The organism is Pseudomonas sp. TE50-2, assembly GCF_040813665.1.
GTDB lineage: Bacteria > Pseudomonadota > Gammaproteobacteria > Pseudomonadales > Pseudomonadaceae > Aquipseudomonas > Aquipseudomonas soli.
In genome coordinates, this window is sequence record NZ_JBFNXN010000001.1 from 788875 (window position 1) to 811597 (window position 22723).

Genomic DNA, 22723 nt, shown 5'->3' on the forward strand with positions numbered 1-22723 from the left:
TTGAACAGCGGCGGGCACCTCACAAACATTGACTTAAAAGTCAGCTTGTTAGCGCCTTCCTCCGCGATTATGCGCCCATCGTGCTTGCCTCTACCGCAATGGCCGTTCTGCCCGTAGAATGCGCTCCTTTTTTCTTCCGGGGCGGCATTTTCCCATGAGTTCACACGAACACGGCCCAGGCGCGGCGGCGCCTGCCAATGAACTGGTCCTTGGCCTCGAGGACAAGCCTCGCCTGCTGATCGGCCTGCTGGCGGCACTGCAGCACTTGCTGGCGATCATCGTGCCGATCGTCACGCCGGGTTTGCTGATCTGCCAGGCACTGGGCGTGTCGGCGCGTGATACCAACCTGATCGTGTCGATGTCGCTGGTGATCTCGGGCATCGCCACCTTTGTCCAGTGCAAGCGCTTTGGGCCGTTCGGCGCCGGGCTGCTGATCGTGCAGGGCACCAGCTTCAACTTCGTCGGCCCGCTGATCGCCGGCGGCGCGCTGATGGTCAAGCAGGGCACGCCAGTTGAAGGCGTGATGGCGGCGATCTTCGGCGTGGTCATCGCTGGTTCGTTCGTGGAAATGGGCGTGTCGCGCATCCTGCCCTTCGTCAAGCGCCTGATCACGCCGCTGGTGACCGGGATCGTCGTGCTGATGATCGGCCTGACCTTGATCAAGGTCGGCCTGATCAGCATGGGCGGCGGCTTTGGCGCCATGGCCAACGGCACCTTCGCCGATGGCGAGAACCTGCTGCTGTCGGGCGTGGTGCTGGCGATCATCGTCATCCTCAACCGTGTCCCGGTGGTATGGATGCGCAGCTGCGCCATCGTCATCGCCCTGGCTGTGGGCTACGCCCTGGCCGGCTACCTGGGCCGCCTGGACTTCACTGGCATGCACCAGGCCGCGCTGTTCCAGGTGCCGACGCCGTTGCACTTCGGCCTGGGCTTCTCCTGGTCGCTGTTCATCCCGATGCTGGTGATCTACCTGGTCACCTCGCTGGAGGCCATCGGTGACGTGACTGCGACCAGCAAGGTTTCGCGCCAGCCAGTCGAAGGCCCGGTGTGGATGCAGCGGATCAAGGGCGGGGTACTGGTCAACGGTGCCAACTCGCTGCTGGCGGGCCTGTTCAACACCTTCCCAAGCTCGATCTTTGCCCAGAACAACGGCGTGATTCAGCTGACCGGCATCGCCAGCCGCCATATCGGCATCTGGATCGCCGCCATGCTGATCCTGCTGGGCCTGTTCCCGTCGGTTGCCGGGGTGATCCAGGCAGTGCCGGAGCCAGTGCTCGGCGGCGCGGCCATGGTTATGTTCGGCGCCGTGGCGGCCTCGGGCATCAATATCCTCGCCAGCACTCGCCTTGACCGCCGCGCCCTGCTGATCATCGCCGTGTCGCTGTCGCTGGGCCTGGGCGTGGCCCAGGTGCCGGAGTTCCTCGCGCATATGCCGGCGGCGCTGCGCAACGTACTGGAGTCGGGTGTCGCCACCGGCGGTATCTGTGCCCTGGTGCTCAACTGGTTCCTGCCGGAAAGCAAAGACCAGGCCTGAGCCCCGCCAGCCAGAGCATAAGCCCGCGCCCACCTGCGCGGGCTTTTTGCTTTATCATGGCCGCATTCATTTGCTCGAGCGTTCCATGAAATTCGCCATCGCGGTCTTTTCCCCGGCCCATGCGCCCTCCTCGCGCCGCGCCTTGCGCTTTGCCGAGGCGGTGCTGGCCGGCGGGCATGAAATTGCCCGGCTGTTCTTCTACCAGGACGGGGTACACAGTGCTTCGGCCAATATCGTCACGCCCCAGGACGAACTGGATGTTGCCGCGCAGTGGCGTGCTTTCGTCAGCGATCACCGGCTCGACGCCGTGGTGTGCATTGCCGCCGCCCTGCGCCGGGGTGTGCTCGACGACACCGAGGCCAACCGCTACCAGCGCCCGGCGGTGAACCTGCCGATGCCGTGGGAGCTGTCCGGCCTGGGCCAGCTGCACGAAGCCGCGCAACTGGCCGACCGCCTGGTCTGCTTCGGAGGTGATTGAAATGGCCAAGTCCTTGCTGATCATCAGCCGCCAGGCGCCATGGAGCGGCTCGTCCGCTCGCGAAGCCCTGGACATCGCCCTGGCCGGTGGCGCCTTCGATTTGCCGCTGGGCATGCTGTTCCTCGATGACGGGGTGTTCCAGCTCGCCGCCGCACAGCAGCCGGACGCCGTGCAACAGAAGAACCTGGCCGCCAACCTCCAGGCCCTGCCGATGTTCGGTGTGGAGGAATTATTCGCCTGTGGTCACAGCCTCGCCCGCCGAGGGCTGGACAACGATGCCCTGTCACTGCCGGTGGAAGTGCTCGATGACGCCACGCTGACTGCACTGATTGCCCGTTTCGACCAGGTGGTGACGCTCTGATGACGACCCTGCATGTAATCACCCATTCGCCCTTCGGTGACGAGCGCCTGGCCAGTTGCCTGCGTCTACTCGGCCCGCAGGACGCGCTGCTGCTGTGCGGTGACGCCACCTACGCGCTCAAGGCCGGCACCGAGCCCTTCGCTGCCCTGCAGGCCGCCAATCTCGGCGAGCGCCTGTTCGCACTTACCGAAGACCTGCAAGCCCGCGCCCTCGACAGCCAATTGGCCAAGGCAGTGGACTACCCTGCGTTCGTCGAGCTCACCCTGCACCACGACAAGGTCAACAGCTGGTTATGAGTACCCTGACTGTCGGCGAGCGCAGCATCGCCTTGGACAAGGACGGCTTCCTGGTCGAGCTGCAGGATTGGTCCCGCGAAGTCGCCGAGGCCCTAGCCACGCGCGAAAGCATCGTCCTGACCGCAGATCACTGGGAAATCCTCGAACTGCTGCGCCAGTTCTACCAGGAGTACCAGCTGTCGCCGGCCACCCGCCCGCTGATCAAGTACACCGCGCTCAAGCTCGGCGCCGAGAAAGGCAACAGCCCACACCTCAATCGCCTGTTCAACGGCACCCCCGCCAAACTTGCCGCCAAGCTGGCGGGCCTGCCCAAGCCGACCAACTGCATATGACCGAGCCACAGCTGAACGAAGCACGCCCTTTGACCCTGGAAACCCCGGCCGAACACCCGTTCGCCGAATTCGTGCGCATCCTCGGCAAGGGCAAGCGTGGCGCCCGTGGCCTGACCCGCGAGGAAGCCCGCGCCGCGATGACCCTGCTGCTCGAGGGCAAGGTCGAGGACACCCAGCTGGGCGCCTTCCTGATGCTGCTGCGGCACAAGGAAGAAAGCGCCGAGGAGCTGGCCGGCTTCACCGAGGCCCTGCGCGCCCATCTGCACGCGCCCCAGATCAGCGTCGACCTCGACTGGCCCAGCTACGCCGGCAAGAAGCGCCATCTGCCATGGTACCTGCTGGCGGCCAAGTGCCTGGCGGGCAATGGCGTGCGTATCCTGATGCACGGCGGCGGCGCCCATACGGCAGGCAGGCTTTACACCGAGCAACTGCTCGACCTGCTGGACATTCCGCTGTGTCGCAACTGGACGGCCGTGGAACAAGCCCTGGACAGCCATCGGCTGGCCTTCTTCCCGTTGCAGGACTGGGCGCCACAGCTTCAGCGCATGATCGACCTGCGCAACACCCTGGGCCTGCGCTCGCCCATCCACTCCCTGGCCCGGGTGCTCAACCCTCTCGGCGCCCGCTGCGGCCTGCAGAGCATCTTCCACCCCGGCTACCAGGCGGTGCACCGCGAGGCCAGCCGCCTGCTCGGCGACCACGCCGTGGTGATCAAAGGTGACGGCGGCGAGATCGAGGTCAACCCGGATGTCATCAGCCACCTGTATGGCACCTCGGCCGGCGAGGCCTGGGACGAGGAGTGGCCGGCCCTCAGCGCCCAGCGCCATGTGAAGCCGGCCAGCCTGCAGCCCGAGCACCTGCTGGCGGTATGGCGTGGCGAGGCACAGGACAGCTATGGCGAGCTGGCCGTGGTCGCCACCATGGCCCTCGCCCTGCGCGGGCTGGGCCAGGACCGCGAGCAGGCGTTCAGCCGCGCTCGCGACTACTGGGCCAACCGCAGAAGCATCGAATAAGCCGATAGATAGGGCGCAGTCTTTGCGCTATTTATTCGAACGCTTTTCACTAGACTGAGCTCCAACGACAAACGACTTTGTTCCGAGGAGCTTTGCAATGGGCCTTTTGATCGATGGCCGCTGGCATGACCAGTGGTACCAGACCAGCCAGGATGGCGCGTTCAAGCGCGAGAACGCCCAGCGCCGCAATCAACTGCCCGCCGCCGAGGCCGGCCGTTATCACCTGTACGTGTCACTGGCCTGCCCCTGGGCGCATCGCACCCTGATCTTCCGCGCCATCAAGGGCCTGGAACCGCTGATCGACGTCTCCGTGGTCAGCTGGCTGATGGGCGAGCACGGCTGGACCTTCGACCAGCAGCAGGGCTCCAGCGGTGATCATCTGGACGCATTGCAGTACCTGCACCAGCGCTACACCCAGGACGACCCGCACTACACCGGGCGCGTAACCGTGCCGGTGCTGTGGGACAAGCAGGAGAAGCGCATCGTCAACAACGAGTCGGCCGAGATCATCCGCATCTTCAACAGCGCATTCAACGAACTGACCGGCAACACCCTGGACCTGTACCCCGAGCCGCTGCGCGCGACCATCGATGCGCTCAACGAGCGTATCTACCCGGCCGTGAACAACGGCGTGTACCGCGCAGGCTTCGCCACCTCGCAGGAAGCTTACGAGGCCGCCTTCGACGATGTCTTCAATGAACTGGATCACCTGGAAGCGCTACTGGGCCGCCAGCGTTACCTGGCCAGTGAGTACCTGACCGAAGCCGATGTGCGCTTGTTCACCACGCTGGTGCGTTTCGATGCGGTGTACCACGGGCACTTCAAGTGCAACCTGCGCCGCCTGAGCGACTACCCGAACCTGTCCAACTGGCTGCGCGAGCTGTACCAGTGGCCGGGCGTGGCGGGCACGGTGAACATGGAGCATATCCAGAAGCACTATTACATGAGCCACAAGACCATCAACCCGAACGGGATTGTGCCCAAGGGGCCGTTGCAGGATTTCGGCTTGCCGCATGACCGGGAGCGGTTAATGGGCAAAGGGATCTGGAAGGCTTGATAAAGCTGGGGCTGCTTTGCAGCCCCAGTCATTTCAGACGTCTTGCGAGCCTTCGAACCACGCCAGCTTCTCGCGCAACTGCACCACTTCCCCGACGATCACCAGGGTCGGCGCATGCACTTCGTGGCGTGCCACCAACGCCGGCAGGTCGGCCAGGGTGCCAGTGAACACCCGCTGGTTGCGGGTGGTGCCCTGCTGCACCAGCGCAGCCGGCGTACTCGCCGCACGGCCATGGCGGATCAACTCGGCGCAGATGGTCGGCAAACCAACCAGGCCCATGTAGAACACCAGGGTCTGGGCCGGAGCCACCAGGTCATTCCAGGGCAGGTTGCTGGTGCCATCCTTCAGGTGGCCGGTAACGAAGCGCACCGACTGGGCGTAGTCGCGGTGGGTCAGCGGAATCCCGCCATAGGCCGAACAACCACTGGCTGCCGTGATGCCCGGTACCACCTGGAACGGAATACCCTCGTCGGCCAGCTCTTCGATCTCCTCGCCTCCCCGGCCAAAGATGAACGGATCGCCACCTTTGAGCCGCAGCACGCGCTTGCCCTGGCGAGCCAGGTCGACCAGCAGGCGGTTGATCTTATCCTGCGGCACGGCATGATCGGCGCGGCGCTTGCCGACATAGATGCGTTCGGCGTCACGCCGGCACATCTCGATGATGGCCGGGGCCACCAGACGGTCGTAAAGCACCACATCGGCTTGCTGCATCAGGCGCAGGGCGCGGAAGGTCAGCAGGTCCGGATCGCCCGGCCCCGCGCCCACCAGGTACACCTCGCCGCCTTGCTGCACTGGCGCGCCGTCGACCATCGCCTGCAACAGGCGCTCGGCCTCGGCGCCCTGCCCGGCCAGCTGACGCTCGGCGATCGGGCCCTGGAACACGGTTTCCCAGAAGCCGCGACGCTGGTTGACGTCCGGGTACAAGGCCTTGACCCGCTCACGGAAACGCGCGGCCAGGCCGGCGAGTTCGCCATAGGCGGATGGGATCCAGGCTTCCAGCTTGGCGCGGATCAACCGCGCCAGCACCGGGGCGTCGCCACCGCTGGAAACCGCCACCACCAACGGTGAACGGTCGACGATGGCCGGGAAGATCACCGTGCACAGGGCCGGCGCGTCCACCACGTTGACCGGCAGGCTGCGTGCCTGGGCCTCGGCCGAGACCTGGGCGTTGAGCGCCGAGTCGTCGGTCGCCGCGATCACCAGCCGGCAGCCGTCCAGGTCCGAGGCCTGGTAGCCACGCACCAGGACCTCGCCCCCGCCCTCACGGGCCAGCGTGGCGAGCTGGCCGTCGACCTCAGGCGCCACCACCCGCAGCGCGGCGCCGGCGTCGGCCAGCAGGCGCGCCTTGCGCAAGGCGATCTCGCCGCCGCCGACGACCAGCACACGGCCACCCTGCAGCTTGTGGAACAGCGGCAGGTAGTCCATTCAGCGAATGACCTCGACGCCACCCATGTACGGCTTGAGCACTTCAGGCACGCGGATCGAACCGTCGGCCTGCTGGTAGTTCTCCAGCACGGCAACCAAGGTACGGCCGACAGCCAGGCCCGAACCGTTGAGGGTGTGCACCAGCTCCGGCTTGCCGGTTTCCGGGTTGCGCCAGCGGGCCTGCATGCGGCGCGCCTGGAAGTCGCCACAGTTGGAGCAGGAGCTGATCTCGCGGTACTTGTCCTGGCTTGGCACCCAGACTTCCAGGTCGTAGGTCTTCACCGCGCCGAAGCCCATGTCGCCGGTGCACAGCGCCAGTACGCGGTACGGCAGTTCCAGCAGCTGGAGTACGCGTTCGGCGTTGGCGGTCAGGCCTTCCAGCGCTTCCATCGACTTGGACGGCTCGACCACCTGGACCATCTCGACCTTGTCGAACTGGTGCTGGCGGATCATGCCGCGGGTATCCCGGCCCGAGGCACCGGCTTCGCTGCGGAAGCACGGGGTGTGGGCGACCAGCTTCAGCGGCAACTGCTTGGCGTCGAGGATTTCACCCGCCACCAGGTTGGTCAGCGACACTTCGGCGGTCGGGATCAGGTAGAAGTCAGCCTCGCCTTCGCGGGTGATCTTGAACAGGTCTTCCTCGAACTTCGGCAGCTGGCCGGTGCCCTGCAGGGCCGGGGCCTGCACCAGGTACGGGGTGTAGTGCTCCTCGTAGCCGTGCTCGCCGGTGTGCAGGTTGATCATGAACTGCGCCAGGGCGCGGTGCAGGCGGGCCACCGGGCCACGCAACACGGCAAAGCGGGCGCCGGATAGTTTGGCTGCGGCCTCGAAGTCCAGGCCACCGCTGACTTCGCCCAGGGCAACGTGGTCCTTGATCTCGAAGTCGAAGGCCTTCGGCGTGCCCCAGCGGCGCACTTCGACGTTGTCGTCTTCGCTGGCGCCGACCGGCACGCTGGCGTCCGGCAGGTTGGGGATGGTCAGCAGGATGCCGTCCAGTTCCGCCTGGATGCCGTCCAGCTCGGTCTTGCCGGCGGCCAGCTCGTTGGCCATGCGCTCGACATCGGCCATCAGCGGGGCGATGTCCTCGCCCTTGGCCTTGGCCTGGCCGATGGACTTGGAGCGGGCGTTACGTTCGGCCTGCAACTGCTCGGTGCGGGTCTGCACGGCCTTGCGGCGCTCTTCCAGCGATTCGATGCGCGCGACATCCAGGCTGAAGCCACGGGAGGCCAGGCGGTCAGCCACTTCCTGAAGTTGGCCGCGTAACAGTTTGGAATCGAGCATATCGTTCTCTCGTTATAAGTAGGTGTTGGTTCAGAATCGGGTCAGGGACAGGCCGGCCCAGGTCGCGAGCAGGCCGCCCACCACGCTGATAATGGTATAGCCCAAGGCCAGCGGGACCTGCCCGCTTTCCATCAGGCGCACGGTATCGAGCGAGAAGGAGGAAAAGGTGGTCAGGCCGCCGAGAAAGCCGACGATCAGCCCGGCGCGCAGCTCGACCGGCACCAGCGGCTTGTGCAGGAACAGCCCGTACAACAGGCCGATCAGCAGGCAGCCAACCAGGTTGACCGCCAGCGTACCGGCATAGAAGTGTCGCGGCCAGTGGGCCGTGACCCAGTTGGCGGTGGCGAAACGCAACAGCGTGCCGGCGATGCCGCCGGCGCTGACTGCGGCAATCAGTGCAATCACGGTTTTCTCCGCTGGCGGGGGCTGGCGCGATCGAGCTCGGCCAGGTGCTTGAGTTTCTCGCCGATCTTCAGTTCCAGGCCACGGGGCACTGGTTGATAGTACTGGCGCGGTTCGAGCTGCTCGGGGAAATAGTCCTCGCCGGCGGCATAGGCGTCCGGCTCGTCGTGGGCATAGCGGTACTCCTCGCCATAGCCCAGTTGTTTCATCAGTTTGGTCGGCGCGTTGCGCAGGTGCAGCGGCACCTCCAGCGAGCCGTGCTCGGCCGCCTCGCGCATTGCCGCCTTGAAGCCCATGTACACAGCGTTGCTCTTCGGCGCGCAGGCGATGTAGGTGATGGCCTGGGCCACCGCCAGCTCGCCCTCGGGGCTGCCCAGGCGCTCCTGCACGTCCCAGGCTGCCAGGCACAGGCTCAGGGCGCGGGGGTCGGCGTTGCCGATATCCTCGCTGGCCATGCGCACCACCCGACGGGCGATGTACAGCGGGTCGCAGCCGCCGTCGAGCATGCGCGCGTACCAATACAGCGCGCCGTCGGGGTTGGAGCCGCGCACCGACTTGTGCAGTGCCGAGATCTGGTCATAGAACGCCTCGCCGCCCTTGTCGAAGCGGCGGCGGCTGTCACCAAGCAGGCTCTGCAGCAGCTCGACGCCGATCTCGCCGCCATCTTCGGCCAGGTCCGAGGCGTTCTCGAGGAAGTTGAGCATGCGCCGGCCATCGCCGTCGGCGGCGGCCATGAGCATCTTGAAGGCTTCGTCTCCCACCCGCAGGTTGCGCTTGCCCAGGCCGCGCTCCTCGCTCAGGGCGCGATCGACCAGCTTGCGCAGCGCGGCCTCGTCCAGGCTCTTGAGCACATAGACCCGCGCCCGCGACAGCAGCGCGTTGTTCAGTTCGAAGGACGGGTTTTCGGTGGTCGCGCCGATGAAGATCAGCGTGCCGTCCTCCACGTAGGGCAGGAAGGCGTCCTGTTGCGACTTGTTGAAACGGTGCACTTCATCGACGAACAGGATGGTGCGCCGGCCATACTGGCCGGCCTGCTGCTTGGCCACCTCGACGGCCTGGCGGATCTCCTTGACCCCGGCCAGCACCGCCGACACCGTTTCGAAGTGGGCGTCGCAAAACTGCGCCAGCAGCCGCGCCAGGGTGGTCTTGCCCACCCCGGGCGGGCCCCAGAAGATCATCGAGTGCAGCGCACCCTGCTCCAGCGCCTCGCGCAGCGGCTTGCCGCGCGCCAGCAGGTGCTCCTGGCCGACGTACTCGTCCAGGTTCGACGGGCGCAGGCGGGCGGCCAGGGGCTGGGCGACGGGTTCGCTTCGAAACAGGTCCATCACGGGCTCCGCTTACTCCTTGATGACGTCCGCGCCCTTGGGGATGTCGAACTGGAACTTGCTGTCCGGCACCGCCTGGTTGGCCTTGACGCCATTGAACAGGATGTTGGTGCGCTGGCCGACGCTGTCGATCAGCTGCATGTCATTGATCAGGCCCCGGCGGAACGACACGCGCAGCGAGTCGAACAGGGTGTCCTTGGTCTTGGGCTTCAAGGTGAAGTCCATGACCTCGCCCTGCTCCTTGGAGGTGATGTCGAAGCTCTGGCTGATCTTCGAGACATCACCGGACAGCAGCAGCGCAGGGGTCTGGTTCAAGCGCACGTCGAGCTTCTTGACGGTGGCCTGCTCCAGGTCCGGGTCCCACAGGGTGACGTTCTTGCCGTCCGACACCACCACTTGCTCCTGGGGCGCGTCGGTGTGCCAGTAGAACAGGCCCGGGCGCTTGACGGTCATCTTGCCGTTGGTCTCCTGCAGGCTGGTGCCGCTGGCATCCAGGGTCAGCTGGGAGAAATTGGCCTCGATGGTCTGCGACTTCTCCAGCAATTGCGTCAGGCGCTGGACGTCCTGTTCGCCGGCGTGGGCCGACAGGCTGGCCGCGGCCAGGGCAGAAACCAACAGCATGCGAATCGCGCGCATGGAAATCCTCATTGCACAGTGAAGGGGCCGGGCGCCGTCTATGGCGCCCGGCAGGTTGTTCATCAATCGCGTGGGCCGCCCGGGGCAATCACTTCCCGCGAGCCGTTGCTGTTCATCGGCGTGACCACACCGGCCATTTCCATCGCCTCGATCATGCGCGCGGCGCGGTTGTAGCCGATCTTGAGCTTGCGCTGCACCGCCGAGATCGACGCCCGGCGGCTTTCCAGCACAAACTGCACGGCTTCGTCGTACAGGGCATCGCTTTCCGAGTCGTCGCCATCGCCGCCACCACCGCCGCCGTCGAAGCCGCTGCCAGCCTCTTCGACACCATTGAGGATGTCGTCGTTGTAGTCCGGCGCGCCACGCAGCTTCCACGCTTCGACGGTGCGGTGCACTTCGTCGTCGGAGACGAAGGCGCCATGCACGCGGATCGGCAGGCTGGTGCCCGGCGGCATGTAGAGCATGTCACCGTGGCCGAGCAGCTGTTCGGCGCCGCCCTGGTCGATGATGGTCCGCGAGTCGATCTTGCTCGACACCTGGAACGCCATGCGGGTCGGGATGTTGGCCTTGATCAGGCCGGTGATCACGTCCACCGACGGGCGCTGGGTGGCGAGGATCAGGTGGATACCGGCGGCACGGGCCTTCTGGGCGATACGCGCGATCAGTTCCTCGACCTTCTTGCCGACGATCATCATCATGTCGGCGAATTCGTCGACCACCACCACGATGGTCGGCAGGGTCTTCAGCGTCGGCGGCTCGTCGTCCATGCTCTCGCGACGGTACAGCGGGTCGTGGATGACTTCGCCGGCTTCCTGGGCATCCTTGATCTTGCGGTTGAAGCCCGCCAGGTTGCGCACGCCCATGGCCGCCATCAGCTTGTAGCGCCGCTCCATTTCGGCGACGCTCCAGCGCAGGGCGTTGGCGGCATCCTTCATGTCGGTGACCACCGGGCACAGCAGGTGCGGGATGCCTTCGTAGATCGACAGTTCGAGCATCTTCGGGTCGATCATGATCAGCCGCGCGTCTTCCGGGCCGGACTTGAACAGGATCGACAGGATCATCGCGTTCACCCCCACCGACTTACCGGAGCCGGTGGTACCGGCCACCAGCAGGTGGGGCATCTTGGCCAGGTCGGTGATCACCGGCTTGCCGCCGATGTCGTGGCCCAGGGCCAGGGTGACCGGCGACTTGTTCTCGTCGAACTGCGGCGACGACAACACCTCGGAGAAGCGCACCATCTGGCGATTCTCGTTGGGGATCTCGATGCCCACGGTGGTCTTGCCGGGGATCACCTCGACCACGCGCACGCTGGTCACCGCCAGCGAACGCGCCAGGTCCTTGGCCAGGTTGGCGATGCGGCTGACCTTCACGCCCGCGGCCGGCTGGATTTCGTAACGGGTGATCACCGGCCCCGGGTGGATCGAGTCCACCGCGACTTCCACGCCGAATTCCTTGAGCTTGATCTCCAGCAACTGGCCGACACCGGCCAGGGACTCAGGCGAGTACTCGATCTTCTTCTGCTCGGCCGGGTCGAGGATGGAAATGGACGGCAAGGTACCTTCCACCGCACTGTCGATGAACAGCGGTGCCTGTTTTTCCTTCATGACCCGCTTGCTCGGTTCCGGCGCCTTGTCCGCGGTCGGCGGAATGATCACCGGAGCCGCAGGCTGCGCGCGAGCTACCACGGTTTCGCGCGGCGCGACCGACTCGCGGGCCACGGCCGCTTCGCGCGGCACCACCGGGCGGACCGGCGGCTCGTCGCGCGTCATCACAGGCTCGGCGCGCTCGCGCAGCTGCGCCTTGGCCGGCTCGCGCCTGTCGCCTTTGCCGCCCAGGTCAAAGACCGGGTCGTCGACTTCACGCAGCTGGGCTTCCAGGCGCTTGCGCTCGTTGCGCGCCTCCCACCAGCGGCTGGCTGCGCCTTGCACCAGTTCGAACAGGTCGAGGGTGATCTTGCCCGTCAGGTCCATGACCTTGAACCAGGACAGATCGGTGAACACCGTCAGGCCGAACAGGAACAGGGCAATGAACATCAGCGTGCTGCCCTGCACGTTCAGCAGGTTGCGCGCCAGATCGCCCAGGCTTTCGCCCAGGGCACCGCCTGCGGAGAACGGGATGTTCGCCGAGGGGTGGAAGTGGATATGCGCCAGTGCAGCGCCCGACAGCACCAGGAACACCAGGCCGATCAGCCGCCAGGAGAACAGCCAGCCGCTCCACTGCCAGGGCTGGTGGCGCTCGCGGAAGATCTGCCAGGTCTTGATCGCTAGCAGCAGCGGGAAGATGTAGGCGAAGTAGCCGAGCACCATGAACAGGATGTCGGCGAAATAGGCCCCGGCGCGGCCGGCGGCGTTCTGCACCTGCTCGGCGTTGCTGGTGTGGCTGAAGCCCGGGTCGGCGGTGTCGTAGGTGACCAGTGCCATCCACAGGTACAGGCACAGGGCGCCGACGGCAATCAGCGCACCTTCCTTCAGGCGGTAGTGCAGCTGCTGCCGCCACAGGGGCACTGGCAAGGGGGCTGGGGTTGCGGTGGATTTCTTCAAAACGCGTCTATTCCTGCGCGTGCTGCGCGTCCAATAGTGATTGGCCGCTCACCGGCCAATGAACCACTACTTTTAACATTACTGCCCACCCGCCGCCATGGCGGCACGCTGTATGGCGCGTGAACGGGGGCGACTTTCATATTGATGCAATTTGAGCATGCATTTTCTTTTGTGACAAAGGCTTATGCTGTGTTTTTGCACAGGTGTGACAGCAAATGTGCCAGATGGTGCCGGTGGCGGCATGAATGGGTGGTTGATTGGCGGTCGATTCTGCCAGGTCCGGCCCTGTCGCGGGGCAAGCCCGATCCCACCCAGACCGCGCCCGCGACGCGGGTCGTTGACCTCATCCACAAGCCACGCCATGCTGGACGCCCTCCCCTCCCCCGCCGCTCAAGAACCCCATGCTCACCTGGCTGACCCGCGACTCGCTGACTTTCCCGCCCCTGGAAAAGGCCCTGCACGACCCCAACGGCCTGCTGGCCGCCGGCGGCGACCTGACCCCGGAGCGCCTGGTCGCGGCCTACCGCCACGGCTGCTTCCCCTGGTACCAGGACGGCCAGCCGATCCTCTGGTGGTCGCCCGACCCGCGTACCGTGCTGTTTCCGGACGAACTGCATGTCTCGCGCTCGCTGGCCAAGCTGATCCGCCAGGGTCGCTACCAGGTGAGCTTCGACAGCGACTTCGCGGCGGTGATTGCTGCCTGCGCCGCGCCCCGGGACTACGCCGATGGCACCTGGATCACCGACACCATGCGCGCCGCCTACTGCGAGCTGCATCGGCGCGGCATCGCCCATTCGGTCGAGGTACGCCGGGAGGGTGAACTGGTCGGCGGCCTGTATGGCCTGGCCATGGGCCGGCTGTTCTTTGGCGAATCGATGTTCAGCCGCGCCGACAATGCCTCCAAGGTGGGATTCGTGACACTGGTCGAGCACCTGAAGCAGGCAGGCTTCGTGCTGATCGACTGCCAGATGCCCACCGACCACCTGCACAGCCTGGGCGCCCGCGCCATCAGCCGGGCCAGTTTCGCCGATTACCTGGCGCAACACCTGGACCAGCCGAATGCAGCCCGCTGGGTTGCCTAGGCGAGTTCCCGGAGCTGGCTTACACTTAGATACAACGTCTCACCTAAGGGGTTGATCATGACAGAGCTGGCGCGGTTGAAGTTCTATGCCACTCAACCCCACTCCTGCAGCTACCTGCCGGATGAGCAGGCAACCACACTGTTCCTCGACCCTAGCCAGCCGATGGATGTGCACGTCTATGCAGACCTGTCGGAAATGGGCTTTCGTCGCAGCGGTGACCACCTCTATCGCCCGCATTGCCAGCAGTGCAACGCCTGCGTGCCGGCGCGCATCCCTGCCGCGCGCTTCATCCCCAACCGCCAGCAGCGACGTATCCTCAAACGCAACGCCGACCTGACCGTCACCGCCGCCCGTCCGGCCTACAAGGAAGAGTACTTCGACCTGTACCGGCGCTATATCGAGCAGCGCCACGCCGACGGTGACATGTACCCGCCAAGCCGCGACCAGTTCTCCACCTTCCTGGTGCGCGACCTGCCGTTCTGCTGGTTCTACGAGTTCCGCCTGGAAGGCCGATTGCTGGCCGTGGCGGTGTGCGACCTGCTGCCCAACGGTCTGTCGGCGGTCTACACCTTCTACGAGCCCGAGGAAGAGCGCCGCAGCCTCGGCCGCTACGCGATCCTCTGGCAGATCACCGAAGCCTTGCGCCAGAACCTCGAGGCCGTTTACCTAGGCTATTGGATCAAGAACTGCAAGAAGATGAACTACAAGACCCAGTATCGCCCCATCGAACTGCTGATCAACCAGCGCTGGGTCACCCTCAACTGAAAGGCATTGGCTTGAAACACAATTTTCGGGCATAATCCACGCCACTTTTTTGCCCGGTGCAGTCGTGCGTCGGGCCATCACTGGATACCGAGGGCTTTACTGCATGTCGAAAGAAGACAGCTTCGAAATGGAAGGCACTGTCGTCGACACCCTGCCCAACACCATGTTCCGCGTGGAGTTGGAAAACGGGCACGTCGTTACCGCGCACATCTCTGGCAAGATGCGCAAGAACTACATCCGTATTCTCACTGGCGACAAGGTCCGCGTCGAACTGACGCCGTACGACCTGAGCAAGGGCCGCATCACCTACCGTGCGCGCTAAGCTCAAGCCATGAAAAAGCCCGGCCATTGTGCCGGGCTTTTTTGTGGACGCTGAAAAGCATCGCGGGGCCGCCCCCCCCCCCCCCCCCCCCCCCCGGGGGGGGGGGGGGGGGGGGCCCCCCCCCCCCCCCCCGCGATGGTCGTTACGCAACCTCAGCCGTGGTCTCGTAATCGAACACCAGCTCATCATCGCGCAGGTCGATGTGCACCACACCGCCATGCTCGGCCAGCTCACCAAACAGGATCTCTTCGGCCAACGGCCGCTTGATCTTGTCCTGGATCAGCCGCGCCATTGGCCGCGCCCCCATCTGCACGTCGTAGCCCGAGGCCGCCAGCCAGCCGCGCGCGGCGTCGGTGACCTCCAGCAGCACACGCTTGTCTTCCAGCTGCGCCTGCAGTTCGATAAGGAACTTGTCGACGATGCTCTTGATCGTCTCGTGGGACAGGCGACCGAACTGGATGATGGTGTCCAGGCGGTTGCGGAACTCCGGCGTAAAGCTCTTGCGAATGACCTCCATGGCATCGGAGGAGTGGTCCTGGTGGGTGAAGCCGATCGAGGCCCGCGCGGCGGTTTCGGCACCGGCGTTGGTGGTCATGATCAGGATCACGTTGCGGAAGTCCGCCTTGCGCCCGTTGTTGTCGGTCAAGGTACCGTGGTCCATCACCTGCAGCAGCAGGTTGAAGACTTCCGGGTGGGCCTTCTCGATCTCATCGAGCAGCAGCACGCAGTGCGGCTGCTTGGTGATGGCCTCGGTCAGCAGGCCACCCTGGTCGAACCCGACGTAGCCGGGCGGCGCACCGATCAGCCGCGACACGGTGTGCCGCTCCATGTACTCGGACATGTCGAAGCGCACCAGCTCGACACCCAGGGCCTTGGCCAGCTGGCGAGCAGCCTCGGTCTTGCCCACGCCGGTGGGGCCGGCGAACAGGAACGAGCCCACCGGCTTGTCCGGCGCCTTGAGGCCGGCACGGGACAGCTTGATGGCAGTGGCCAGCGAGTCGATCGCCGCATCCTGGCCGAACACGGTCAGCTTCAGGTCACGCTCTAGGTTGCGCAGCAGCTCCTTGTCGGAACTGGTGACATGCTTTGGCGGAATCCGCGCGATCTTGGCGACGATATCCTCGACCTGCGGCACGTCGATGCGCTTGACCCGGTTGGCTTCCGGCTGCAGACGCTGATAGGCGCCGGCTTCATCGATCACGTCGATAGCCTTGTCCGGCATGTGCCGGTCATTGATGTAGCGCGAAGCCAGTTCGGCGGCGGCGCGCAGGGCCTCGTCGCTGTACTCGATGTTGTGGTGGCTTTCGAAGCGGCCTTTCAGGCCACGCAGGATGCCCACGGTATCTTCCACCGACGGTTCGGTGACATCGACCTTCTGGAAGCGACGCGCCAGGGCACGGTCCTTCTCGAAGATGCCGCGGAACTCCTGGAACGTGGTGGAGCCGATGCAACGGATCTCGCCGGACGACAGCAACGGCTTGAGCAGGTTGGACGCATCCATCACGCCACCGGAAGCCGCGCCGGCACCGATGATGGTGTGGATCTCGTCGATGAACAGGATCGCCTGCGGCCGTTTGCGCAGCTCGCCAAGCAGCGCCTTGAAGCGCTTCTCGAAGTCGCCACGGTACTTGGTGCCGGCCAGCAGCGCGCCGAGGTCCAGGGAATAGACCACGCTCTGGGCCAGCAGGTCAGGCACCTGGCCATCGACGATGCGCTTGGCCAGGCCTTCGGCGATGGCGGTCTTGCCGACACCGGCCTCGCCGACCAGCAACGGGTTGTTCTTGCGCCGACGAGCAAGGATCTGCGCGACGCGCTCGACCTCCTGCTCACGGCCAACCAGCGGATCGATACGACCGGCACGCGCCAGTTCGTTCAGGTTGCTGGCGTAGGCGTCCAGCGGGTTGCTGGAAGAGGAAGCCTCGCCGCCCTCCTCATCCTGCATGTCCTGGTCGCTGTCGGTGTTCGGACCATGGCCCGGCACCTTGCTGATGCCATGGGCGATGTAGTTGACGACGTCGATACGCGCCACGCTCTGCTGCTTGAGCAGGAACACCGCCTGGCTTTCCTGTTCGCTGAAGATCGCCACCAGCACGTTGGCGCCGGTCACTTCGCGCTTGCCGGAGCTCTGTACGTGGAACACGGCACGCTGCAGCACGCGCTGGAAGCCCAGCGTCGGTTGCGTCTCGCGGTCCTCGTCATGCACGGGGATCAGCGGGGTGGTGGAATCGATGAACTCCTGCAGGTCGTGCTTGAGCTTGTCGAGATTGGCGCCACAGGCGCGCAGAACGGTCGCGGCAGCCTCATTGTCAAGGAGTGCCAGCAGCAAGTGTTCGACGGTCATGAACTCATGACGTTTCGAACGGGCCTCCTTGAAGGCCAGATTGAGGGTGACTTCGAGCTCGCGGTTTAACATAGCTTCACCTCATACCCAAGTGGTCGGCGATTAACCGTCCTTCTCGATTTCACAGAGTAGCGGATGCTGGCTTTCCCTGGCGTATTGGTTGACCTGCATGGCCTTTGTTTCGGCGATGTCACGGGTAAACAATCCGCACACTGCCCGCCCTTCGGTATGGACGGTCAGCATGATCTTGGTCGCCAGCTCGCGGTTCAGATTGAAGAACGTCTCGAGCACTTCGACGACGAAATCCATTGGCGTGTAGTCATCGTTGAACAAAACCACCTTGTACATCGGTGGCGCCTGCAGGATCGGCTTGGCCTCCTGGACGGCAAGGCCCGCGCCATCGTCCTCGTGCCCGTCCTCATGCGGCTGCGGGTGATCCTGATTGAATGTTAGTCGAATCTCACTGAGTACATGCATGGAAAGAATTTCATCATGATCGACAGGTTAAGGTTGTGGGTTGACCGCGCAGGCCCCTCCCGGCGCGGGCGCCGGCTGACCTTGACTATCGGCAAAACGGTGTTACAACCAATAAGAACCCACCGTGGTCGATAAAGATCCGCGCAGTCAACCAGATTTTCTCGCAAGGTTCGTATGCGGATGAAGTGGATGATACTCCAGTGATGGAGTCCTTTGCAGAGGGACATAGGGATGGCAAGCGGTAAAGTCAAGTGGTTCAACAATGCCAAGGGCTACGGATTCATCAACGAGGACGGTAAGACCGATGATCTATTCGCCCACTATTCAGCGATCCAGATGGACGGTTACAAGACGCTGAAAGCCGGCCAATCCGTGAACTTCGAGATCATCCAAGGCCCCAAAGGGCTGCACGCGACCGACATCAGAAGCGCCACCAGCCACATCCAGGCCAGCGCCACGAACCCAGGCAGCACCGTCGAAGTCTGATCTCTGAACTGTCTGCCGGTAAACGAAAAAACCGGTCGCCCCTTTAATAAAGAGGCGACCGGTTTTTTTGCCGCGCTTACATGTGCTTGATCAGCGCCTCGCCAAAGCCCGAGCTGCCGACCAGGGTCGCGCCATCCATCAGGCGTTCGAAGTCGTAGGTCACGGTCTTGGCCGCAATGGCGCCATTGGTGCCCTTGATGATCAGGTCCGCCGCCTCGGTCCAGCCCATGTGCCGCAGCATCATCTCGGCTGACAGAATCACCGACCCCGGGTTGACCTGGTCCTTGCCGGCGTACTTCGGCGCGGTGCCGTGGGTGGCCTCGAACATGGCCACGGTGTCCGACAGGTTGGCCCCCGGCGCGATGCCGATACCGCCCACCTCCGCCGCCAGGGCGTCGGACAGGTAGTCGCCATTGAGGTTGAGGGTGGCAATCACATCGTACTCGGCCGGGCGCAGCAGGATCTGCTGGAGCATGGCGTCGGCGATGGCATCCTTGACGATCACCTCGCGGCCGGTCCGCAGGTTCTTGAACTTCATCCACGGGCCGCCATCGAGCAGTTCGGCGCCGAACTCGTCACGGGCCACCTCATAGCCCCAATCCTTGAAGGCACCTTCGGTGAACTTCATGATGTTGCCCTTGTGCACCAGGGTCAGCGACTTGCGGTCGTTATCAACAACATATTGCAGGGCCTTGCGCACCAGGCGCTTGGTGCCTTCCTTCGACACCGGCTTGACGCCGATGCCGCAGTCCTGGTCGAAGCGGATCTTGGTGACGCCCATCTCCTCCTTGAGGAACTTGATCACCTTGTTCGCCTCAGGCGAGCCGGCCTTCCACTCGATACCGGCATAGATGTCCTCGGAGTTCTCGCGGAAGATCACCATGTCGACGTCGCCTGGCTTTTTCACCGGGCTCGGCACGCCCTGGAACCACACCACCGGACGCAGGCACACATACAGGTCGAGTTGTTGGCGCAACGCCACGTTGAGCGAACGGATGCCGCCACCGACCGGCGTGGTCAGCGGCCCCTTGATCGACACCACGTAGTCTTTCACCGCATCCAGGGTTTCCTGGGGCAGCCAGGTGTCCTGGTCATAGACCTGGGTAGCCTTCTCGCCGGCATACACCTCCATCCAGGCGATCTTGCGCTTGCCGCCATAGGCCTTCTGCACGGCGGCATCGACCACCTTGATCATCACCGGCGAGACGTCCACGCCGATGCCGTCGCCTTCGATGTAGGGAATGATGGGGTTGTCGGGAACATTAAGCGAATGGTCTGCATTGACGGTGATCTTGGCACCATCGGTCGGAACCTTGATTTTCTGGTATCCCATGCTGCACTACTCCGCTTTTCCTGGGTGATTGGAAATCGTGCGATCCACTGAGCCTAAACCACATCCGCCGACCTGCAAGGCAGGACCCCGCCAACACCGGCAAACAGGTGGCAAATGCCTGCGGCAACACGCCACATTGCTCCTACGTCTTTGGTCTTATAAATGCGCTGATACCACTTCGCCTTGCTGATTAGCCCAAAGGGTTTGATATACTCCGGCGCGACCATAGGGTCATCGGGGCGAACCCTAGGAAAATGCGGCTCGCCCTTGGTCATGAATGACCACAAAGCCTGGGTCGTTACCGCGGCCCAGCACTTGACGCTCGACTGATGCATCCACCATCACCGCTCGCAGCCTCTCGACTTTCCGCTCATGGCGTCGCCAGGGCGAAGCGCCTACCCTGCGCACCTCGAGACTCGAGTACGCTCAGCACATAGAGAGTTAACCCGCATGCCCACCCGTTCCAAGATCATCTACACCTTCACCGACGAAGCCCCCGCCCTCGCCACCTACTCGCTGCTGCCGATCGTCGAGGCCTTCACTGCCTCCGCCGACATCGCCGTCGAAACCCGCGACATCTCCCTGGCCGGCCGTATCCTCGCCGCCTTCCCGGAGCAACTGGGCGCCGAGAAGCAGGTAGGCGATCACCTGGCGGAACTGGGCCAGCTGGCCACCACCCCTGAAGCCAACATCATCAAGCTGCCGAACATTTCCGCTTCGGTTCCACAGCTGAAGGCCGCGATCAAGGAGCTGCAAGCCAAGGGCTTCAACATCCCCGACTACGCCGACGAGCCGGCCAGCGCCGAAGAGAAAGAATCGCGCGCCCGCTACGACCGCATCAAGGGCAGTGCCGTGAACCCGGTCCTGCGCGAAGGCAACTCCGACCGCCGCGCACCGCTGTCGGTCAAGAACTACGCCCGCAAGCACCCGCACAAGATGGGCGCCTGGGCCGCCGACTCCAAGTCGCACGTTGCCCACATGACCCAGGGCGACTTCTACGGCAGCGAGAAGGCCGCGCTGATCGAGGCTGACGACAGCCTGCGCATCGAGCTGGTCGGCAAGGACGGCAGCACCACCGTGCTGAAAGAAAAGACCGCCGTCAAAGCCGCCGAAGTGATCGACTGCGCCACCATGAGCCGCAAGGCCCTGAAAGCCTTCATCGCCGAGCAGATCGCCGATGCCAAGGCCTCCGGCGTGCTGCTGTCGGTGCACCTGAAAGCCACCATGATGAAGGTTTCCGACCCGATCATGTTCGGCGTGATCGTCGAAGAGTTCTACAACGACGTGCTCGCCAAGCACGCCGCCGCGCTGGCCGAAGTGGGCTTCAACGCCAACAACGGCATCGGCGACCTGTACGCCCGCATCAAGGACCTGCCTGCTGAAAAGCAAGCCGAGATCGAAGCCGACATCCAGGCCCTGTACGCCGTTCGCCCGGCCCTGGCCATGGTCAACTCGGACAAGGGCATCACCAACCTGCACGTACCGAGCGACGTCATCGTCGACGCCTCGATGCCGGCGATGATTCGCGACTCGGGCAAGATGTGGAACACCGCAGGTGAGCTGCAGGACGCCAAGGCCGTGATCCCGGACCGCTGCTACGCCGGCATCTACCAGGCCACCATCGAAGACTGCAAGGCCAACGGCGCCTTCGACCCGACCACCATGGGCAGCGTGCCGAACGTTGGCCTGATGGCGCAGAAAGCCGAAGAGTACGGTTCCCACGACAAGACCTTCCAGATCAAGGCCGACGGCGTCGTGCGCGTGGTCGACGGCAAGGGCAAGGTCGTCCTGGAGCAGAACGTCGAAGCCGGTGACATCTTCCGCATGTGCCAGACCAAGGACGCGCCGATCCAGGACTGGGTCAAGCTGGCCGTCAACCGTGCCCGCCTGAGCAACACCCCGGCGGTGTTCTGGCTGGACCCGGCCCGCGCCCACGACGGCGTGATGATCGAGAAGGTGCAGCAGTACCTGAAGGATCACGACACCGCCGGCCTGGATATCCGCATCCTGGCCCCGGTCGACGCCATCAAGTTCTCCCTGGCCCGCATCCGCGAAGGCAAGGACACCATCTCGGTGACCGGCAACGTGCTGCGCGACTACCTGACCGACCTGTTCCCGATCATGGAGCTGGGCACCAGCGCCAAGATGCTGTCGATCGTGCCGCTGATGAACGGCGGTGGCCTGTTCGAGACCGGCGCCGGTGGTTCGGCACCGAAGCACGTACAGCAGCTGGTTGAAGAGAACTTCCTGCGTTGGGACTCGCTAGGTGAATTCCTGGCCCTGGCCGCTTCCCTGGAGCACCTGGGCAACACCTACGACAACCCGCGCGCCAAGGTCCTGGCCAATACCCTGGACCAGGCCACCGGCAAGTTCCTCGACACCAACAAGTCGCCTTCGCGCAAGGTTGGCGGTATCGACAACCGCGGCAGCCACTTCTACCTGACCCTGTACTGGGCAGAAGCACTGGCCGCCCAGTCCGACGACGCCGCCCTGCAGGCGCGCTTCGCCCCGCTGGCCAAGACCCTGAGCGAGAATGAAGCGACCATCGTCGCCGAGCTCAACGCCGTCCAGGGCAAGCCGGCCGACATCGGTGGCTACTACGCCCCGGATGCCGAGCTGACCGCCAAGGTGATGCGCCCAAGCCAGACCCTGAACAGCGCCATCGCCGCACTGTAAGGCTCGCTTGACGTAACAACACAAACCCCGGCCACGCACCGGGGTTTGTGCTTTCTGGGACTGGGACTGCTGCGCAGCCCCCAGCATGCAAAAGGACAACCCCAATGACCTGGCAACCCCACATCACTGTCGCCACCGTCGTCGAACACGAAGGCAAGTTCCTCTTCGTCGAGGAATTCAAGGCCGGCCAGCATGTCTTCAACCAGCCCGCCGGCCACCTCGAAGCCAATGAAACCATCACCCAGGCCGCCCTGCGCGAAACCCTCGAGGAAACCGCCTGGGAAGTCGAGCTCACCGGCGTGGTCGGGATCTACCTGTACACCGCCCCCAGCAACGGCGTCACCTACCAGCGCATCTGCTTCGCCGCCCGCCCCGTGCGCCACCACCAGGACCGCGCCCTGGACAGCGACATCGTCCGCGCCGTATGGCTGACCCGCGACGAACTGCTGGTCGAGCCGTCGCGCTGGCGCAGCGAGCTGGTGCCACGCTGCCTCGACGACTACCTCAAAGGCCCGCTGCACAGCCTTGACCTGCTGCGCGACTGACGCCGGTTTGATAGAA

Annotated in this window: 22 protein-coding genes; 13 read left to right on the plus strand and 9 right to left on the minus strand. The window is 64.4% G+C overall.

The window, feature by feature from the left end:
* Window positions 1–154: 154 nt before the first annotated feature.
* The 7 genes from AAHK21_RS03555 to AAHK21_RS03585 all read left to right on the plus strand — a co-directional run bounded on the left by AAHK21_RS03555 (window position 155) and on the right by AAHK21_RS03585 (window position 5071).
* Window positions 155–1534 (plus strand): nucleobase:cation symporter-2 family protein, encoded by a 1380-nt coding sequence (locus AAHK21_RS03555; protein WP_038705848.1) that lies wholly within the window; start codon window positions 155–157, stop codon window positions 1532–1534.
* Window positions 1535–1619: 85 nt separating this feature from the next.
* Window positions 1620–2012: a sulfurtransferase complex subunit TusD gene (gene tusD / locus AAHK21_RS03560; RefSeq protein WP_028692375.1), complete on the plus strand. Its 393-nt coding sequence runs from the start codon at window positions 1620–1622 to the stop codon at window positions 2010–2012.
* Between the two features lies 1 nt (window position 2013).
* Window positions 2014–2373, plus strand: a complete 360-nt coding sequence (tusC, locus tag AAHK21_RS03565; RefSeq protein WP_367856453.1) for a sulfurtransferase complex subunit TusC — start codon at window positions 2014–2016, stop codon at window positions 2371–2373.
* Window positions 2373–2669: a sulfurtransferase complex subunit TusB gene (gene tusB, locus AAHK21_RS03570; RefSeq protein WP_102682636.1), complete on the plus strand. Its 297-nt coding sequence runs from the start codon at window positions 2373–2375 to the stop codon at window positions 2667–2669. The genes tusC and tusB overlap by 1 nt, the downstream gene beginning before the upstream one ends.
* Window positions 2666–3001, plus strand: a complete 336-nt coding sequence (locus tag AAHK21_RS03575; protein ID WP_330126498.1) for a TusE/DsrC/DsvC family sulfur relay protein — start codon at window positions 2666–2668, stop codon at window positions 2999–3001. Before tusB ends, AAHK21_RS03575 begins: the two co-directional genes overlap by 4 nt.
* 29 nt (window positions 3002–3030) lie before the next feature.
* Window positions 3031–4014: a glycosyl transferase family protein gene (locus tag AAHK21_RS03580; protein WP_367858943.1), complete on the plus strand. Its 984-nt coding sequence runs from the start codon at window positions 3031–3033 to the stop codon at window positions 4012–4014.
* A 97-nt stretch (window positions 4015–4111) separates the two neighbouring features.
* Window positions 4112–5071, plus strand: coding sequence for a glutathione S-transferase family protein (locus AAHK21_RS03585; protein ID WP_367856454.1), 960 nt, complete (start codon window positions 4112–4114; stop codon window positions 5069–5071).
* 33 nt (window positions 5072–5104) lie between these two features.
* Here the strand turns inward: AAHK21_RS03585 and cysG are convergent, their stop codons facing one another.
* The 6 genes from cysG to AAHK21_RS03615 form a co-directional block, all read right to left on the minus strand.
* Window positions 5105–6496: a siroheme synthase CysG gene (cysG, locus tag AAHK21_RS03590; RefSeq protein WP_110698414.1), complete on the minus strand. Its 1392-nt coding sequence runs from the start codon at window positions 6494–6496 to the stop codon at window positions 5105–5107.
* Window positions 6497–7777, minus strand: coding sequence for a serine--tRNA ligase (gene serS / locus AAHK21_RS03595; protein ID WP_038705845.1), 1281 nt, complete (start codon window positions 7775–7777; stop codon window positions 6497–6499).
* Between the two features lie 30 nt (window positions 7778–7807).
* Entirely contained in the window at window positions 7808–8182 is a 375-nt protein-coding gene (crcB, locus tag AAHK21_RS03600; RefSeq protein ID WP_023630958.1) for a fluoride efflux transporter CrcB, read from the minus strand.
* A complete protein-coding gene (locus AAHK21_RS03605) occupies window positions 8179–9504 on the minus strand; it encodes a replication-associated recombination protein A (protein WP_038705844.1) in 1326 nt (441 codons plus the stop codon). Before AAHK21_RS03605 ends, crcB begins: the two co-directional genes overlap by 4 nt.
* A gap of 12 nt (window positions 9505–9516) precedes the next feature.
* Entirely contained in the window at window positions 9517–10140 is a 624-nt protein-coding gene (gene lolA, locus AAHK21_RS03610) for an outer membrane lipoprotein chaperone LolA (protein ID WP_031315274.1), read from the minus strand.
* A 62-nt stretch (window positions 10141–10202) separates the two neighbouring features.
* A complete protein-coding gene (locus AAHK21_RS03615) occupies window positions 10203–12680 on the minus strand; it encodes a DNA translocase FtsK (RefSeq protein ID WP_367856455.1) in 2478 nt (825 codons plus the stop codon).
* Window positions 12681–13081: 401 nt separating this feature from the next.
* Between AAHK21_RS03615 and aat the strand changes: the two genes are divergently transcribed.
* The 3 genes from aat to infA all read left to right on the plus strand — a co-directional run bounded on the left by aat (window position 13082) and on the right by infA (window position 14849).
* A complete protein-coding gene (aat, locus tag AAHK21_RS03620) occupies window positions 13082–13762 on the plus strand; it encodes a leucyl/phenylalanyl-tRNA--protein transferase (protein WP_367856456.1) in 681 nt (226 codons plus the stop codon).
* Window positions 13763–13819: 57 nt separating this feature from the next.
* Window positions 13820–14527 (plus strand): arginyltransferase, encoded by a 708-nt coding sequence (locus AAHK21_RS03625; RefSeq protein ID WP_023630955.1) that lies wholly within the window; start codon window positions 13820–13822, stop codon window positions 14525–14527.
* A gap of 103 nt (window positions 14528–14630) precedes the next feature.
* Window positions 14631–14849, plus strand: coding sequence for a translation initiation factor IF-1 (gene infA, locus AAHK21_RS03630; protein WP_002553999.1), 219 nt, complete (start codon window positions 14631–14633; stop codon window positions 14847–14849).
* A gap of 142 nt (window positions 14850–14991) precedes the next feature.
* Here infA and clpA read toward each other — a convergent pair whose 3' ends face one another.
* A complete protein-coding gene (gene clpA, locus AAHK21_RS03635; protein WP_038705843.1) occupies window positions 14992–17262 on the minus strand; it encodes an ATP-dependent Clp protease ATP-binding subunit ClpA in 2271 nt (756 codons plus the stop codon).
* 30 nt (window positions 17263–17292) lie between these two features.
* Window positions 17293–17667: an ATP-dependent Clp protease adapter ClpS gene (gene clpS, locus AAHK21_RS03640; RefSeq protein ID WP_046856171.1), complete on the minus strand. Its 375-nt coding sequence runs from the start codon at window positions 17665–17667 to the stop codon at window positions 17293–17295.
* 231 nt (window positions 17668–17898) lie between these two features.
* Between clpS and cspD the strand changes: the two genes are divergently transcribed.
* Window positions 17899–18153 carry a cold shock domain-containing protein CspD gene (gene cspD, locus AAHK21_RS03645; protein ID WP_217869270.1) on the plus strand — a complete coding sequence of 85 codons (255 nt, stop codon included), beginning with the start codon at window positions 17899–17901 and terminating at the stop codon, window positions 18151–18153.
* 76 nt (window positions 18154–18229) lie between these two features.
* On the opposite strand, the gene icd is transcribed toward cspD, so the two are convergent.
* A complete protein-coding gene (icd, locus tag AAHK21_RS03650) occupies window positions 18230–19486 on the minus strand; it encodes an NADP-dependent isocitrate dehydrogenase (protein WP_367856457.1) in 1257 nt (418 codons plus the stop codon).
* Window positions 19487–19936: 450 nt separating this feature from the next.
* Here icd and AAHK21_RS03655 point away from each other — a divergent pair, with 450 nt between their 5' ends.
* Complete coding sequence (locus AAHK21_RS03655; RefSeq protein WP_046856175.1) at window positions 19937–22162, plus strand: NADP-dependent isocitrate dehydrogenase; 2226 nt, start codon at window positions 19937–19939, stop codon at window positions 22160–22162.
* Between the two features lie 104 nt (window positions 22163–22266).
* On the plus strand, window positions 22267–22707 hold the full coding sequence (locus AAHK21_RS03660) for an NUDIX hydrolase (RefSeq protein ID WP_367856458.1): 441 nt from the start codon (window positions 22267–22269) through the stop codon (window positions 22705–22707).
* Window positions 22708–22723: the final 16 nt, after the last annotated feature.